19 protein-coding genes are annotated in these 17,221 nt (G+C 40.4%); 16 read left to right on the forward strand and 3 right to left on the reverse strand.

Translation table 11 applies throughout. From position 1 onward, the window contains the following. The first annotated feature begins 71 nt into the window (after positions 1-71). From NSQ50_RS31270 to NSQ50_RS31300, 7 genes are all read left to right on the forward strand, one after another. A complete protein-coding gene (locus NSQ50_RS31270) occupies positions 72-680 on the forward strand; it encodes a recombinase family protein (RefSeq protein ID WP_036681489.1) in 609 nt (202 codons plus the stop codon). A gap of 78 nt (positions 681-758) precedes the next feature. After that, positions 759-977 (forward strand): hypothetical protein, encoded by a 219-nt coding sequence (locus NSQ50_RS31275; RefSeq protein ID WP_143758616.1) that lies wholly within the window; start codon positions 759-761, stop codon positions 975-977. Between the two features lie 41 nt (positions 978-1,018). Then, positions 1,019-1,465, forward strand: a complete 447-nt coding sequence (locus NSQ50_RS31280; protein WP_036681486.1) for a hypothetical protein — start codon at positions 1,019-1,021, stop codon at positions 1,463-1,465. A gap of 55 nt (positions 1,466-1,520) precedes the next feature. Continuing rightward, positions 1,521-1,943: a hypothetical protein gene (locus NSQ50_RS31285; RefSeq protein WP_036681484.1), complete on the forward strand. Its 423-nt coding sequence runs from the start codon at positions 1,521-1,523 to the stop codon at positions 1,941-1,943. Between the two features lie 81 nt (positions 1,944-2,024). Continuing rightward, positions 2,025-2,258: a hypothetical protein gene (locus NSQ50_RS31290; protein ID WP_036681483.1), complete on the forward strand. Its 234-nt coding sequence runs from the start codon at positions 2,025-2,027 to the stop codon at positions 2,256-2,258. A gap of 606 nt (positions 2,259-2,864) precedes the next feature. Then, positions 2,865-4,256, forward strand: a complete 1,392-nt coding sequence (locus NSQ50_RS31295; protein WP_036681480.1) for an MFS transporter — start codon at positions 2,865-2,867, stop codon at positions 4,254-4,256. 34 nt (positions 4,257-4,290) lie between these two features. Further along, on the forward strand, positions 4,291-6,960 hold the full coding sequence (locus NSQ50_RS31300; protein ID WP_036681478.1) for a DNA topoisomerase: 2,670 nt from the start codon (positions 4,291-4,293) through the stop codon (positions 6,958-6,960). A gap of 203 nt (positions 6,961-7,163) precedes the next feature. Here NSQ50_RS31300 and NSQ50_RS31305 read toward each other — a convergent pair whose 3' ends face one another. From NSQ50_RS31305 to NSQ50_RS31315, 3 genes are all read right to left on the reverse strand, one after another. Continuing rightward, complete coding sequence (locus NSQ50_RS31305; RefSeq protein WP_036681476.1) at positions 7,164-7,835, reverse strand: hypothetical protein; 672 nt, start codon at positions 7,833-7,835, stop codon at positions 7,164-7,166. 201 nt (positions 7,836-8,036) lie between these two features. Next, entirely contained in the window at positions 8,037-8,231 is a 195-nt protein-coding gene (locus NSQ50_RS31310; RefSeq protein WP_036681473.1) for an aspartyl-phosphate phosphatase Spo0E family protein, read from the reverse strand. A 29-nt stretch (positions 8,232-8,260) separates the two neighbouring features. Further along, the gene (locus NSQ50_RS31315) at positions 8,261-9,019 is read right to left on the reverse strand and encodes a hypothetical protein (RefSeq protein WP_143758615.1); all 759 of its coding nucleotides are present in this window, start codon (positions 9,017-9,019) and stop codon (positions 8,261-8,263) included. 2,125 nt (positions 9,020-11,144) lie between these two features. On the opposite strand from NSQ50_RS31315, the gene NSQ50_RS31320 reads away from it, so the two are divergent. The 9 genes from NSQ50_RS31320 (at position 11,145) to NSQ50_RS31360 (ending at position 16,342) form a co-directional block, all read left to right on the forward strand. Continuing rightward, entirely contained in the window at positions 11,145-11,762 is a 618-nt protein-coding gene (locus NSQ50_RS31320; protein ID WP_036683428.1) for a hypothetical protein, read from the forward strand. Between the two features lie 67 nt (positions 11,763-11,829). Further along, positions 11,830-12,435 carry a hypothetical protein gene (locus NSQ50_RS31325; RefSeq protein ID WP_036683425.1) on the forward strand — a complete coding sequence of 202 codons (606 nt, stop codon included), beginning with the start codon at positions 11,830-11,832 and terminating at the stop codon, positions 12,433-12,435. A gap of 93 nt (positions 12,436-12,528) precedes the next feature. After that, complete coding sequence (locus NSQ50_RS31330) at positions 12,529-12,831, forward strand: hypothetical protein (protein WP_036683423.1); 303 nt, start codon at positions 12,529-12,531, stop codon at positions 12,829-12,831. A 23-nt stretch (positions 12,832-12,854) separates the two neighbouring features. Further along, complete coding sequence (locus NSQ50_RS31335; protein ID WP_051491288.1) at positions 12,855-13,664, forward strand: ArdC-like ssDNA-binding domain-containing protein; 810 nt, start codon at positions 12,855-12,857, stop codon at positions 13,662-13,664. Between the two features lie 107 nt (positions 13,665-13,771). After that, positions 13,772-14,437, forward strand: a complete 666-nt coding sequence (locus NSQ50_RS31340) for a DUF5983 family protein (RefSeq protein WP_036683421.1) — start codon at positions 13,772-13,774, stop codon at positions 14,435-14,437. Positions 14,438-14,662: 225 nt separating this feature from the next. Further along, positions 14,663-14,845: a hypothetical protein gene (locus tag NSQ50_RS31345; protein ID WP_143768016.1), complete on the forward strand. Its 183-nt coding sequence runs from the start codon at positions 14,663-14,665 to the stop codon at positions 14,843-14,845. A 420-nt stretch (positions 14,846-15,265) separates the two neighbouring features. Continuing rightward, positions 15,266-15,538, forward strand: a complete 273-nt coding sequence (locus tag NSQ50_RS31350; RefSeq protein ID WP_036683959.1) for a hypothetical protein — start codon at positions 15,266-15,268, stop codon at positions 15,536-15,538. A gap of 36 nt (positions 15,539-15,574) precedes the next feature. Beyond that, complete coding sequence (locus NSQ50_RS31355) at positions 15,575-16,165, forward strand: hypothetical protein (protein WP_036683957.1); 591 nt, start codon at positions 15,575-15,577, stop codon at positions 16,163-16,165. Continuing rightward, a complete protein-coding gene (locus NSQ50_RS31360; RefSeq protein ID WP_155986570.1) occupies positions 16,166-16,342 on the forward strand; it encodes a hypothetical protein in 177 nt (58 codons plus the stop codon). Positions 16,343-17,221 lie beyond the last annotated feature (879 nt).

Here is a 17,221-nt window from a genome sequence, read left to right on the forward strand (position 1 = left end):
GGTATAATTACTTTAGGAACATCCCGAAAATAACAGGCACATTTTGAAACATAATAAGGAGTTTTCTGGCAATGAAAATAGCATATGGACGGGTATCGGCTAAAGATCAGAACCCGGAACGGCAACTTGTGAAGTTTCGGGAGTTGGGCATCGAGGAACGGTTTATTTTTGTGGAAAAGCTAAGTGGCAAGGATTTTGAGCGGCCACGCTATCAAGCCATGCGGATGATGATCCGAGAAGGGGATTTGGTGTATCTGGATGCGCTGGATAGGCTAGGTCGTGATTATGACGGCATCATTGCTGAATGGAAATATATCACGAGGGAAGTCCGAGCTGATATTGTTTGTCTGGATAATGAAACCTTGTTCGATAGTCGGAAATTCAAGACCATGGGGGATCTGGGAAAACTGCTGGAAGATCAGTTTCTTAGCATGCTGGCTTATGTGGCTGAGCAAGAGCGCAAGAAAAATCGGCAACGGCAGGCAGAGGGTATCGATGTTGCCCGAAAAGCTGGGGTAACCTTTGGGAGACCGAAGAAGGGAATCAATGCTCAGTTTTTGCATGCGTACAATCAATGGAAGGAAGGGAGCATAACGGCTACTGTAGCTATGAAAATGGTGGGTATGGGAAGGACTACTTTCTACAGACGAGTAAAGGAATATGAAAATAACAATAGATGATAGATATCGTAGCTTATTAAGTAGGTGCTGTTATTCCTGTAGTTGGCCATAAGTATCGATCTGTGTAAGTTAAAGAAGGTGAATTTACTGGAAGAATACTATAAAGAACTATATGAGCGATTGAGTAAGGAAAATGAACATGTTATAAGGCTGCTATTTGAAAAAGAACAAGAAATTGTAGAACTCAGAAATGAGAACAAGTGGTTGAAAGATCAAATCGCTGGTAAGCCAATGGCAGATAGGGAGAAGATCTTACTGCGGGTGGCGAGACAGATAATCAAAGAATTGGAAAAGTAACGGCTGCCGTTGAGTCAATTAATCTGAAAGGGTGATTACGAATGAATAAGACCATAGAAGAATTGGAATACCTTATGAAGTTTTACGGAAAATTACGCGGTGTAGCCACTGATGAAAGCGGAGCTCTCACTGACATCGAAAACGAACTTGGTATTGAGGAAGATGTATATTTACCGCATGTTTTATATCATGAAAAAATCGATGAGATGTACGAAATAATTGATATTAAATATGAGGAAACGGTCAAGGAGTGGAGACAACAGCTTTTAAAGGATGGGATCATCACGGGAAAAGAGAGTCACTATTTTTATGAACAAACTATCTGCGAGAACGAAAGTCCATTTGCTGCTACACATCAATTGATTACTAATATCTATAATTCAGGTTTAACTCAGGAAGAGAAAGAAAAGCATATTAAACTGGTTCAAATAGCAGCGGAGGCCACAGGGAAAGTTGAAGTGCAGGATTGTTTGTGGGACGGAAAATAGTGATCTTAAGTCAAACTACAGAATCTAATAAATACATGAATGAGGGTGAATATGAATGTCTACTATGCAAATTATTCTAAAAGAAATCGAAAATCAATTAATAACTTATTTGGACACATTAGAAAATCAATACGGGTTAAAGTACACCCTTGATTTTGAGGATAATCGAATAGAAATACGTGGGCAAACAGTAGAAATGGATAATTTTAAGATGCTTTTCTTCTCAATATTTGATAAAGATGAGGAAGGACCAGGACAGGTTGCTTTGGATACACTTTTTTTGCCTTTTGAATTAAGAGGTACTGGAATTGTACTGAAATTAATGGATATCACGTACCAAATAGCCAAAAAGCATAGTTACACTACCATGGTAGTGGGTATGGTTGAAGGTTTTTACAAAGCTCTCGTTCGCAGAGGTGCATATCCAATAGATTATGAAACCGTGCAAATCGTTGGTCGTACTAATTTAATAAAATAAATAGTAGGATCCGCAGAATACATATTGAATAAGGAGAGTGTATTAGTCATAAATAGCTTTCACAGAAGGGAATCTAACTCTTTGAATAACTACAATTTTAATCAGGCCCAAATCCAATTAGCCTCATTCAACCAATTTGGGGAGTTCTACTTTTATATTAATCCATTGCTATTGCAAGAGTATCTAGATGAAAAATCAATAACCATTACCCTTGATGAATTTTTGGGAAGCAGCACTATAGAAGAAACACAATCTATATATATCTGGCTTAGAGAAAAGTCTACTCCAATTCAGGTGAATGCTGAGATCATTTAATAGATAGTGGTTAAGCTTCTATATCTCTGCAAATACCGAAAAACTAAAGGAATGACTTTGACACAAAATCGGGAGTTGGTAGATATGTACCGGAAGGAGAAATTGATATGTTTTTGCTCTTCGTTGCAGTTGTACTAGTAATTTTATATTATTTAATATTTATGAATAATAAAGAAAATCGGCCGAGTAGAGGTCAAAAGAAGCCCATTGTAAATAAGAGCCAATATGAACGGCCTAGAAGGAACCGCATTCGCCCGAGAAACTAAAAAAGATTAGATGGAATTCATTTTAAACAAAATTAGTAACTAAAAAATAGAGACGAACCGCCGCTAGAACGAATTAAATACTAAATATATGGTAGAAAGCAGTGTTCTTCCGAATACTGTTCTCTTAAATTGCTTCGATCTATCTTTTTAAAGATATTAATTTTAATTTTAATCTTATTAAAGAATTCAGTTGAGAGGAAAAGGTTTTATATTTGGTAGACTTAGGATTATTTCTGAACTGAAATATGAATAACCTGCTGCTATTGAAAAAAGTCAGTTTGAAACCGATTATTCTAATGCAGCTAAGAAGCTAAAAACCCTTTTATAACGGAGGATCATTATGTTTAAGAATCACGGAGAACTTGCACCTCTATTGCTGATTAATGCTATTTTACTCATTTATTTTATGGTAGCTTATATGCTATTTCGGCGGTGGAAAACACAAAAATATCTTATTCTTGTCTCAACAACTGGGATCAGTTTCTTGGTATATGCCATCTTCATGCTTTTGCGAATGTTCCAAGACTCAGCCCTTGAAGATCTACGGTTTATGCTTGCCTTTCTCAATTTATTAGAAGTATTTGCAATGATTGTTTTAATGGGTAGCTTTCATTTTCTCTCACCCAAAAATAAGAAAAACTTCACGCAGCTGGTGATTGTTACTGGGAGTTTACTGCTTATATCTACAATATCTATTTTCATGAAGGGGCCAATGCTTTCTATACTGTTTCTTCTATTATCCGGAGCAGTGTTTTACGGTTTCTTTTGGTTTGGGATATTACCACTACTGACGAAGAAAAAGTATTTTTTTATTGCCATAGGTGCTCATTTTTTGGCTATGATTTTTCAAATGATTTATGTGCTATCACATAGTCCGATTACAATAATTGGATGTTTTCTATTTCAGGCTATTCTCTTTGCATCAATGTTGTTAGCATTCTTTGATCGTATTTTGGATCTCGTTCAGATAGCACTTCAACAATCTGCAACTCAGTCTTCCTCTACACTAGGTCAAACTAAACCGGAAGAAGAATTTCATGAGAGTAGTCATTACGAACCCAAAACAGTAGTCACAGAAATACCCAATGAAGTTGAGTTTGCGGCTCAGTCTTCCTCTACACTAAGCCAAATAAAACCAGAAGATGAGTCTCAAGAGAGTAATCATCCCGAATTCAAAACTGTGGCTACAGAAATACCCTATAAGGTTGAGTTAGCAACTGAACCACCTGCAGAGCCCGAGGTTCAAATTAAAAATGCGACTCATAAAGAAGAGGAAGTAAGAGATCCAGATCCAAATACAGATTCTATGTTAGAAGAGCCTGGTTCTGTAATTGCTAATACAAAGCATCCATTTCCTCCAAAAGAGGCAACTAAACTACCGAAGTTTAGTCCCGATTTGTCTAAACCAATGAAGTCCAAAGAGGATTTACCAGCCAAAGTTGAAGAAGAACATACAAATTCAAGGCAGTTATATTCAGAAAAAACATGGTTTGAGCGTATACCCCAATTAAATGATGATGAAAAAGAAGAATTAGAAAAAATATTGGAGGCTAACTACAGAACGCATTACGGTGATCGAAATCCGATTGATACACAAAAAAATTCTGCAATTGAGGTTACTGAAGAGACAAGTGAAGTATCTGAAGAAAAAGAGACTAAGCTCCCTTTCCTTCATGAAAAGGAGACAGGTAAGGATAAGGGCGTGGTTATAAATCCGTTCAAGAAGAATTAAGATTAGAGCCTGATAAATAAGGAGGTCTGATAATATGTACAATCGAGTTATTCTTGCTGAGAAGCCAGATATGGGAGAAAACATAGCAAAGGCATTGGGGATTGCCTCAAAAAAACGTGGCCACATTATACTACAGAATGGTGATGTGGTGACATGGGCAATTGGGCACTTAATACATTTAAAAACGCCAGATGCTTATCCGGAATATAAGGAATGGAAGTGGGATGCTCTTCCGATCATCCCTCATACAATGGAAACTGAAGTAGACCCGAAGAAGAAAGAGCAATTCGAGACTGTAAAGGGACTGATCAATCAAAGTAAGGAAGTTGTACTGGCCACAGATCCGGAAAGAGAAGGAGAATACATAGGGCGACTTATTCTAAAGCAATGCGGCTTCAATCGGAGTTTTAAACGACTATGGATTGATGATCTTACGGAGCCTACCATTCTGGCCGGGATGAATAATCTCCGGAATTCAGAAGAGCTGGATACTTTGGGAGACGCTGCCCGAGCAAGATCATATGCTGATTATTGGTTAGGATTCACAGCATCCAGATTCTTTTCTCTGGTAGCCCAAGATGCTACAGGAGGAAAAGCTAATCTATCAGCAGGACGCGTCCAAACCCCGACCCTTCGGTTGGTATACGATCGTGAGTTAGCCATTGACCAGTTTCAATCCAAACCTTTTTACACTCTCAATGTCGAATTTCATAATGAAAAGGGAAATTACAAGGGGCAGTGGTTCTCTGAAACTAAGAACCGTTTTGAAGAAATAGACCAAGCTGAAGTAATGAAGAAAAAGATTATAGGCCAATTTGGAGAAGTCACTCGATTTACTTCCAAAGAAAAAAAACGACAGGCCCCCCAGCTGCTCAACACTTCAGCACTGAAGACAGCCTCACGTAAGCAGCTAGGATTTAGTACCGTTCGGACCACAGATGTTCTGCAAGAGCTTTATGATGCTGGGTTTGTGTCTTACCCTCGTGTGGATAGCCGTCACTTGTCTGAAAACAAAGCAGACGAGCTGGCCAAGCATTTGAAAAGTCTTAAAGAGACAAGTGCGAATGCTGCTCTGTTTCCGGAATCTATCGGCAGTCTGAAGGGCAACACTCATTTTGTGGATAATAAGAAGGCTGCAACCCACCATGCCATTGTGCCAACGGCCAAAGATCCAGGGCAGCAGGAGAAACCTTTGACGGTAGATCAAATAAAGCTTTATGAACTAATACTCCGGCATACTCTTGCAGCCCACTATCCGGATGGAGTTGACCGAGAAACCGAAATTTTAACTACGGTTTCTGGAGAGACGTTCATTTCACGGGCTACGAGCATACTCACACCAGGATGGCGTGAGCTGCTGAAGCCAGATGCGGAAGAGCAGCCAGAAGAAGATATAGCTTCTATAAAACAGCTTCCAATACTTGATCAAGGAAGTCGTTCTAAAGCCAATCTAGCTGAGCTGGGGAAGGGTAAAACCAGCAAACCGAAGAGACTTAATGACGATGAGCTTGAAAAGCTAATGGAGAATGCAGGGAAATTTGTAGATGATACCGTGGATGAAGAAATATTGCTGCAGATTAAAGATAAAGGGATCGGAACGCCAGCAACCCGGACCAACATTGTACAAGGCCTTGTTGGGAAGGAGTATATCGAGATCACAAAGAACTTAGTGTATTTGACTAAAAAGGGCCGATCCTTCATGGAAATGGTCTATGATCATCCGATTGCAAGCATAGAACTTACTGGTGAGTTCGAAATGAAGTTGGCTGAGGTTGAAAGAGGAGAAAGACCCGTTGCGGATCTCTTGAATGAATTCCGACAGCTCACGCATGATATCTTGGCGAGTAAAGATAAAATGGTATTGAAGGTGAAAACTCTAACTGGTGATCATGCTTTTGATAATCTCGAAGAGATCGGTGTCTGTCCGAGCTGCGGTAAGCCGGTGATTGAATACCCTAAGATCTTCAGCTGTAGTGGTAGAAAGGAAGGGTGTTCTTTTGCTATATGGAAGAACTTTCGCGGAGTAACAATAAAAACAAAACAAGCCTCCGATCTCCTGCTGAACAAAGAAATCTTGCTGAAGAATATACCTGGGAAAGAGGGTAAGCCTGCGTATGATATGTACCTGAAGCTAAAAGACGGTGCAATCAGCACCAGGTTCCCGACTACCGAGGATCAAAGCCTTGGAGCTTGTCCTGCATGTGGGAAACCAGTTGTTGAAGGCAGTAAAGGATTTGGCTGTAGTGGCTGGAGAGAAGGGTGTAAGTTTACCATATGGAAGTCCTTCCGTAATACTGAATTGAATGCAAAGGTGGCCAAGAGCCTTCTGAGTGGCAAAGAAGTAGAGATCAAAGAACTTCCAAGTGAGAAGGGACCCTATTCTGTATTCTTGAAATTAAATAAGGATAAGATCGAGACACGGAGTCCGCAAGCAGCGGATAAGAGTTTAGGGCCATGTCCAATATGTAAGAGTCCTGTCGTGGAATATAGTAGTGCTTATGGTTGCAGTGATTTTAAATCTGGTTGCAAATTTAAGATTGGGAAGACCTTATTAGGTGTCGCCATTCCTTCAGCTCAAATCAAAAAAATACTGAAGCAGGGAAAGACCGACAAACTGGAAGGATTTAAGGGTGGGAAGAATGGATCTTTTGATACTGCACTTGGTTATGATGTGAAAAACAACCGTTATTCGTTCGTTAAGTAATAAGAGGGATGATACTTGAACACTATCTAGGAAAGGAATGAGAAAGGAGCTGCTAATGCGCAGCTCCTTTTATTCTACTTATATGTACGGCTATCGTTCCTCGTATTAGATTCTGCATTTGAGAAATGGATCTTACAATTCTAAAAATGAGCAGAAGAGGGCAAGTGTCGTTGGACAACATATCTTTTTATGACTAATGCAATTTAGTCCCTGATCGTCTCTTTAATAGTGAAATCCAAATGATCTATAAATGTTTCGCCTATTGGAGTATGGTAAAATAAATCTTTTTCCGGTTTTATACCTCTTGCATCAAAACCAATTTCACCTTTCCGACATTCAAATATATCTGAGAAAAACTTACTAAGCGATTGTCTTTTATTAAGTGGTACCTTTTTTACACGATAATCTGCGTTGATTACATCAATCGATTTCACTATATATACTTGATCATCATCATATACAGCTACATATGATTCCTTAGTAAAATCATTCATATCTCTTATTTGTTTTTTTAGTTTTCCGTAATCGGGATTCTTCGGAAGCTTTGCTTGAACTAAGATACTCTTTACTAATTTAGGGATTGTTACATCATTTTTAAGAAGATATTTGCGAACAGTAATAGCGAAATCTGCTCCAACTTCAGGCTCCATTGTAGTCTTGGGGAAATCTTTTGTAGTAACTTCAAATGTGGAATTTTCCACAGTATCTTTGTACTTCTCAATGGCTTGGGAACAAAATATTTTAATTGATTTTAATAAATCTATTGTAATATTTTCCTCACCATTTAGATCATGCTCTTTTATATCCTTGTATGTTCCTTTCTCGGCAAGTTCAATAGCTCCTACTAATATATCTTTTAATTGTGCTGGAATCATTAGCATCCCCCTATACTAGTTTTTTGGTTATTTTATTTATTCTTTGCCTCAACGACGGGTACCCTGATGAATAGTACCATTTCAATAATGTCACTAATCTTATACTAGATTTCAATAATGAAACTGTCCGAATCGGTATTTTTACAGTGAAGTCTTTAGAATGGAAGTAGCGTCAGTCTAATATTTTATTTTCTTCTGACATCAGCGGTAGTTAGAATGCTTCTTCAACTCCAGGTACTCTACTATTATCGAATCAAGTCGCTCGGATACCTCCAGCACCTTCGTAACGGATAAAACGTTGGCGTGCAAACCCAACTGGTTAAGCTCTGCTCTTAATGTCTCCATCTCAATTTTCATCCGATCTAGTTTACTTTCCGCGCTGATTTCTACATCCATACCTAAACCCTCCCTTAATGTACAATGCGTTAGAGATAAAATACCGTTTGGCATTTTTCACACTGGTACTGAACCATTTTCTGTAGAGGTCTGGTTGGGATAACAGTTGATCTCCGCTGGTATTTTCGGCGTGGTGCTGGTTCTATAGAATCCCCACTGGCCAAAACAAAAGAACCCGGCATTGGGGACACTCTTTTATAGCAGCAATTCGGACATGTTTTTTCTTCGAGAATGCTTTTTTCTTGATCAGTCACGGTTAACAGTAACTCTAATATGGCCTGGTTATGTGCATCGGTAACGCTATTGATGGATATCACCGGGGCTTCATAGGTTGTGAGTGAATACAGTTTATTCATGCCCTCGGTAGCTTCCATTCCTTTGATATAGCGTATGTAGCGATTACCTTGCCATTGGGTAACATAACTGATTACCGTTGTTTCTGTAATCCCTTCAGCGCTTGTATAACTGATTTCATTACGCTGCAGATCAACTTTGCAGAATACACCTGAATCTAGGACAACGGAGAAATTGAAACATTCATCCTGATTTAGTGGGTAGGCCCGCAAGTCCCTCAATATCTTCGCTTCAGCCTCTTTTTGCTTCTGCACTTTGGCCACCATGTTTTCATTGATTGCGTGTATAAGCTCAACCAATCTTTTTCGAAGCATATAGCTCGGTAATCTAAACTGGATTCGCTGATCTATAAGCGCGCAAAGCAACTTCACCTCCAATTGGTTAAAGTGCTTTCCAATCATTGAGCTGTAAAAGTTGTCGGTTACCATTTTCATTTTTCTCCTTCTTTATGGGGTAAGGCCTTTAAGAACCTCACGCCTTTGGGGTTAGCGTTTGCTTAGAATGTGTTTGCGGCCGGTATGCTTGCCGCTTGGCACATGTTTATCAGGCCGGGCTAACATCCATGAATAAGCTACATGCGTAGTTCCCTTAGAGGCTCCGGGGGCCGGTGTAACCGGTCTTTGGAGGAAGGGAACTTGCCTGTCATGGAGGAACGCGCAGCGGCAAATCCTTGACAGGCTCAAGCATCCTGATAAGCTTTGCCGGGCTGCGGCAAGTGACACCTAGGCCGCGGCTTCCGGCGTAGACGGAAGACCTCCGTTTCCGTTCTCTTGATCTGCGCTGTCCTTCGGGAGCACAACAAAAAAGCCCATGGAAACGGCACGCTGCCATAATCCTGGACTTTTACAAGGGGGTATATTTATTTGGTCCTTCAGATCTAATTAATTACTCTTAATCCGGTTTTCTTCTTCTATCTTCAGCAGAATATTAAACATTGACATTTACGTAAAAGGGGGCAGCTAAAGCACATGGTTAATGTCCTTTAGTTGCCCCTTACTGAGCATATATTTTGCTGGTTGAGAAAGGCCTTTTAATCTACAAAAGTTAACATTTTATGGACGAATAATGTATTTATTATGATTATTTTTTAACTTAACTGTGGATGAATTGTGGATTACTAATGGACAGGCTGAGGATGATTTGTGGAGAAGATTTAAGGAACTCAAGCCCCGCGCGGGTTTGTCTAAAAACTGTTTACAAACACAATATCTTGGGTTATTTTTATCTAACGGAGCCTACATTTGGATACCTGCTTCTGTTTGAAAGGAGGTAGGTATTATGAATCTAATTTTGTTGGCTACTGCAGTCTTAGGACTTGCAAAGGAGTTAGGTTTAGTCAAATTACTCAAGTATCTTCAGGTGAAGATATCTGAATATCTTAACAAACGAAAAAAGCACTAGCGGCCGCCAAGCAACTGTGCTCTTATCGTATTCGTTATTTCTGACTACTACTCAACAGAATCAGGATTCACATGTAGATCCAATTGGGCTGCGATCTTGCGAGGATCGCAGCTTTTTTAATTGGTAGAAGTGTAACTAATGTTGATTTAGTTGGTCAAATCATTTTTGTAATAAACAGATTATAATTCAATGAGTCTGATTTTTCTACTTCTTTATTCTTCCTTATTCTTTCTTAATCCTTTTGGAAATTTGATTTCACTTAACTCTACATATAGATGTGTCATTTTAAAACTTATTACTTCATTTCCTATTTAGTACCCTCATTTCATTCTAACATAACATTCTGACTACATTCTGTTCTGTCCACGATATCCCACAACCCATAAAAAATGAAAGCGAGCTAAGAGAAGGTGTTTCCCCATTTTTTTTTTTTGCAGTTTTATAAAAATATGATGATGTCTATAAATATTTGTTTGTTATTTTAAAGCGATCGTTTTTCCTTATCTTAATTGACTTATGTTGATAAGACTCAAGAGTGTACCTTAATTAACAAAATACTTTAGCCATGAAACCCCACCACCCCGCAAATTCGGAAGCGACCAGCCAGGGAAACACACCCTGACTGTTCCAATCCGAATCTTTTTTGCTTTGCAAAAAGGGGTACCCGGTGGCATGGAAGGACAAGGGAAAGGAAAAACAAAAGAGACTAAGAGCAGGCCGGGGAAGTTCATCCCGGCCTTTTTGCGTGGGGGAAATCGAAGAAGGAAGGGCAGACTGGGCGCTTCACACGGCGTTGTATGCGATCTGTTTTCTCCTGCCCTTTTCTCCCGCAAACATCCGAAACCGTAACGTATCCGTCATTTTAGCCAACCACACCGAACCTTGCCGTGCAAGGGCGGCTTTTCTCTGCGAGAACACCGTCCCTTCGGGCAGACCCTTGCACGGCAAGAACCGGTATGGTTAATCGGGCTATGACGGCTACGTTACACGGATGTTTGCTCCTTGAAAAGTTCATACGAAATCAGATGCTTCGCAAGTAACACCCTTGTTCTTACCCCTTAAAGATTCCGCTCATTGCCGCTCGGGCTAGACAGGCCCACGATGCCGGATGAGGGGGAGGTCAAGGGTCAAAAAAATTGGAAAAGGTGGTTGATTTCTGTGGAAACTGCTAAGGTTGTCAGTTTTATTCATGAGGACTGGAAAAATTTTATTGTGGCTAGTTATGTAATAGATGGTGTGGAACTTCAGGTTGAGTTTTGGACAGGCGATGATATTTGCGAATTTGAGAATGATCTTATGGAGTCTATGGAAGACGAAATAAACGAGGAAGAATCCGCTTTTGAATGCGGAGAAGATATTAACGTCGATGAACCTATTTTCTTATGCACGTTTCAAGACGGTAGACGTGAGATCACCAATTCTATTGCTCAAGTCTTAGAGCGTTGCTTATCAATGAGTCAGAACGGTAGTGGGGAAATACAATCTTTCGAATTAATAGAATGTGAAGATCGGCAAGAACCAATCCATTCTGAATTATGGCACCAAGTGGAAAACGGAGAAATTGAAGTACCCAATTTCACTTTTTATTATTCCGTTGAATTACGGACATGGGTAGTACCAATGGAAATGTGTTCGCTTGGCGGTTGTGATACGAACCTGATTCCTTTTGACGATGAACAGGCAGCGTATGACAAAGCAATGGAGCTTACCAGACAAGGCAAGGAGCAACAGATAGGTATGCCTTGTCATTCCTGCGCTACTGAATATTACAACTAATCTACAAAATCGTTTTGAAATAGTTGGCACGTTAGGATGACAAAATATACGAAGTAGGGGATTAATCATGAAAAATAATCAGAGTGTTTGTGCCATTAAAGAAAAAGTAGAGATATTAAGAGGTAGTGATAAGAAAAAGGTGTTTTCTATTACAGAAATTATCAACGCTTTCGATGATCTTATCTCAGTTATTGAAAAACAAGCTACAGTCATCAAAAACAAAAATGTTGCCCTCGAATTTTATGCTGATCCAGCAAATCATGATTGGAATCTAAATATTGATAGGATTCCCATTCCTCCTAAGGTTATGGAGGATGAAGGAAAGATTGCTCTTGAAGCACTCGGATATCCTCTATCACAAAAAGAAGTATTTAATGATTCAATCGATACAGAGCAGAATTTTAACAAGGAAGAAGATACTAACCAATCTATGCGGAAAAAAATCGAGAGTGGAGAAATTGAAGCACCTAATTTCCCATTTTATTATTCTGACGTAGAAGGCGCTTGGGTAGTAGCTACTGAAATGTGTCACATTGGCGGATGTGATACGAATCTAATTATTTGTGATGATGAAAAGGCAGCGTATGAGAAAGCAATGAAACTTACAAGACAAGGTAGAGAACAAAAGATTGGTAGAGCATGTTCTTCTTGTTCTTCTGAATATTTGGACTAAGCGACATTTAAGAGAAATAAAACTTATCGTCTGGGCTACGGAGATAGAGTTGAACCCATATTCAAACAAATATACGAAGCAGGGAGAATAATTATGGAAAATAGTCTGAGTGTATCCATTCAATTATCGTTATTAGAGCAAGTCGAAAATGGGGAAGTTGAAGCGCCATCCTTCCCATTTTATTACTGTAATGGAGAAGAATCATGGGTCGTCTCCACTGAAAAATGTATGCTAGGGGGCTGTGATATGGAACTCATTCGTTGTAAAGATGAAGCAGAAGCCTACGAAAAAGCCCTTGCTCTTTCGCAAGGGGGAAACTACCGAATGGCTAGAAAATCTTGTTCGTATTGTTTTGATGAATACAATGACCGTCGTGAATTTGTTGGGTCTTATTAACTAACATCTAAGGAGTGGTTTTGATGCAGACACAAAACAGAATCGAAGAAATAACTAGCCTATTGCAAGAGGGCGTATCTATGGTGTATTCCTCTGACGCATGGAGAGAATTATTGCTCTTTCAATCGAAATTCTACAATTATTCTTTCAAAAATATGATGCTTATCTACTTTCAGAAACCGAATGCCTCTCAGATCGGCAATATGAAGTTTTGGAATTCCTTGGGGCGCCGTGTGAAAATAGGGGAAACCAGTTTGAGAATTTGGGCTCCTATTGAGAAAAAAGTGAGGAATGATGAGACGGAAGAAGAAGAAACCAAGCGTACAGGATGGTTTCTTGCTCCGGTATATGACGTTAGTCAAACCCATGGAAAAGAGTTGCCTAGCCTCATCCAAGAACTGTCTATGGATACAGGAACACTTCGAGGGTTCTATCAAACACTTAAAGCGGCTTGTCCTTTCCCTGTCGAGGAAAGAAAGCTTGATAACGGAGTTAAGGGATATTTTGATTACAGTACAGAATCAATTGCAGTCAAAAAGGGGTTAGCCTCCCTACATAAATGCAAAACACTGGTACATGAAATGGCACATGGTTTGTTGCACAAAGAGACAAATCAATCACGAGGTGTACGTGAAGTAGAAGCCGAGGGAACAGCCTTTGTAGTTTTGTCTTATTTTGGCTTTGATACCAGCGAATATAGTTTTGGTTATGTTGCGGGGTGGAACGGATCGAAGGATGCTACGGCGATCATGGATTCAGGAAAAACGATTCAAGAAACTGCTAAACGAATCATCAAGCAAATTGAGCAGCAAAAACAATCAGAGGCGGCTTAGCCATCAAGGCGACCCGGACCCGGATTCACCGGGACCGGGGGCTTTTAACTCTGAGACATAGATCACGAATCATATTTCAAAAAAAAGACAACTAAGGAGCGATTTTGATGATTGTTACATCCGAACAAAAAGAGGCGTTACGTGCGCTTGCTGTGGCTTATGGAAATCTGTCATCGGTATGGGATAGTTCTTGGGAAGGTCCAGACGCATTCGGGGGAGATTTGAATGATTTGGGTGTGTTGCCATTATTGCAACTAGATGATGCTGAAGCTGAGCTATTGACACTCGTAGAAAGAGTTCAAATAAGGAGGAAACTATGCATGATGAAAAATGATTATGGTATTACGGTTACTTATTGGGGTAACGACGAAGTTACGGGGAAGGATAGCGAGGATCGTCCCTTTATTCGTATACCTGAAATGGACGAGAGTGGAAATGCCTTTATAACGATTCACGAACAAAAACATTATGCTGAACAGTTTCGGACGGTACCTCTGAAGTTACCAATTTATAAATACATGGAAGTATCAACGGAACATATACAGGAAAAAACAAATACATTTCTTCGTGATGCTACAAAATCGTTGTATTCCGGAATCAGTGTATACCCAAAAGGAGTTTACGGGTATTGGGTGCATGTTGATCCAGGAAGGTCCGATATCCCCGAGGACTTAGCCGCACTCATCGAGCTGGCTAACGAAAATGATTGTATGTGGTTAGTTTTGGATTGTGACGGGGCGATTGTCGAAGGGCTTCCTAAATGGGAATGGTAATGGCATTTATAAATTGGCTTGGCAGCTCATGGGCTGTCAGGCTTTTTTTGTTGGAGTAAGGACAATGCAAAGGAAGCCACCGCCCCGGGCGGTGCCTGCGGATACAAGCGTGGCCATAGTGGTCTTCGTCGGCAAAAAATGCCGTCTCAATCCACTAAGTCCGGGCGATGTATTTCAATGAAGCCAAACCCTTCTCAAAAGAGAAAAGCTGTAAGGGCTCTCAAATTGCCTAGATTGACGCTATGCATCAATCCAGACGTGAAGGAAAAGCAGCATCATGGCTGCGCCATTATGCCAAAGCAAAGGGCAGCTGGTGGCCATCGCAGAGAGGATGCCGCTAGAGTGCTGCGCTTCTGGTCGCCTTTCAACCGCACATATCCGGGGAACGTAACGTATCCGTCATCCTAGCCAACCACCCTGAACCTTGCCGTGCAAGGGCGGCTTATCTCTTTGAGAACACCGGCCCTACGGGCAGACCCCTGCACGGCAAGAACCAGGATGGTAAATCGGGCTATGACGGCTACGTTACACGGATATTTAGCTCTTTGAAAACTCCCATACGCTCCACACAGTACGCCAGCGGCGCGAACTGCGCTTTCCACCAGCAAGACCATTAAAGATTCCGCTCATTGCCGCTCGGGCTAGATCGGCCCACGAGGCCGGATTTTAGGGGGAGGACTGAGATTATGCAAGCAAATTTATTGAAGGAGGCCATTTTAATGTCAAACGTTAATCCAAAAGATGAGTGTTGCACTAGCGCATGTGGATGTGTGGCCAATAGAAGAAGAATAGTCATAATTCGAAGAGATTAAATTAGGAGGTTTACATATGGCAGCAAGAAAATCGGGAATAGCCGATTATTGCGGATTGTCCAGAATTCTTAGTGTGGAGACAAGATACATTTTCTTGGATGGCAATCTTATTGGGGAGATCATCTATGACAAGGAGGATACAAGATACTATAGCATCTGGATTCAAGTGGATGAAAAAAGATTCTATGAGTTTGATTTGAAACGAAAAAATGCGATCGGTCGGGCTTTGGCGAAGGCGGGGATACAAACAGACCTATACCCTGCAAATGCACCACATTGTGATAATTAACTTATAGCCGTAGGGCTTTAACCTTGGAGACCAACTATGGAATTGAAATCTAACTACCAAATCTATAAAGAGTTGGTATACGCCGTTGTAGAGCATGCGCTTGGAGTTCGTAACATTGTTGATGCTATTGAAAAAACCTTATTTTATGACACTTTCACTAGAACAGAAATACTAAATATTTCCTGTGTTCAAATGGAAGCATATATTTCTGACTGTACAGCTCTATACATAAAAGAGTTAGAACATAGGCTCTCAGGTGTAGAGTATCAACTCAGCAGAATAATAGAAAAATTAAAGTCTGATGGTATAGAGTTGTTCGAAGGCCCAAGATCCATTTTGAATAGCACGAAAGCACTAATCAAAATGAATGAACATGAAAACTTGATTGTGATCAGAATCATCGATCATAGCGCAGGTGATGAGGCTTTGAGTTATGCCATAATAGCCTCAGATGTAGAGAAGGCCGGAAATTTGGCGCTTCAAATACATGCAAAGGAGCACGAGACAGAAGTGAATCATTTAGAAATTGATAGTGATAGTTCATTTGAAATTAGCTGTGCACCTGATGCTCACGGAGAACTATTTTATATTAACTTAACCAAGAAGATCACGAAGGAGGCGTGCTAAATGGAACCAAGGCAGACGATAACCCATCTAAGTGATAAGAACCGTGAACAGCTAGAGTACGAGCTGCAGGTCTGCCGAGCGAATGCAAAGTTAGCCTTGAGCCGATATGAGTTTTTGTATGTGGAAGAAATGAGTGAACGTATCAAGAAAATCAAACAGCAATTATCGTATTTATAAGGCTACTAAAGGGGAGAAAGTTATTATGTCAACTAATAAACAAGCTTATCATTCAGCAGCACTTCGGGCTTTGAAAATGGCTAAAAAGAAACCTGAAGCGATGCGGTTTTATTTCTCCTTCACCAAAAAAATGATAAAAGCTTGAAAAAAGGAGGGAGAGTAAAGGGAAGGAGTTTGAAAGACACCATCAGCTGTTAGACGCTGGTGGTGTCTTTTTTTTACCTGAGAATTTCACTAAAATGGACCCTGAAGGCGAAAGGAAGCTACCACCTCGGGGCGGTAGCCTTGATAAAAGAATTGCCTTCGCCCGCCACCCCGGTTACACCGGGAATTCTGTGGCAGCCTGCGGCCAGCGATGTATATTCTCGAAGTAAACCCTTCTCAAAAGAGAAAGACCAGAAGAAAACTGCTATCTCAATTCCCTCGGAATGAAATGACATTGTTTTAATTCTTTATGCTTCGACCTTACCACTTCACGCCTTAAACAATACAAGGTCAAGCCCCCTGCGGGGATGGGGGAAGCTGCTAGGTGTAGAACAGGGCAGCCGGACTAAACTGCCCCTTTGCCGGGACATCTGAATAAACATAGCAGAAGACAGTACCAAGCAGCCCAAATCCGCTGCTCGACACTGCCTTCTGCTGAAGCTGTTCTTTCCCCGAAGTAAACCATTCTCAAAAGAAATAATGCCCTTAGTTCATTTATTATCCATGGCCACTCTACCCTGATTCTTCACTATGAGGCATCTTTTTTTGTTCTAAAAGTCAAGTGAAATCCGTTTGTGTCTTTTATGTGACAATGATCAAAAATTGGTCTAGACCGAATTTCGAAGTTCGTTGATTATCGGAAAATTTTGGTTTACAAGCTGCTACATTCTAGGT

Source organism: Paenibacillus sp. FSL R10-2788 (assembly GCF_038003885.1).
Lineage (GTDB): Bacteria > Bacillota > Bacilli > Paenibacillales > Paenibacillaceae > Paenibacillus_AQ > Paenibacillus_AQ odorifer.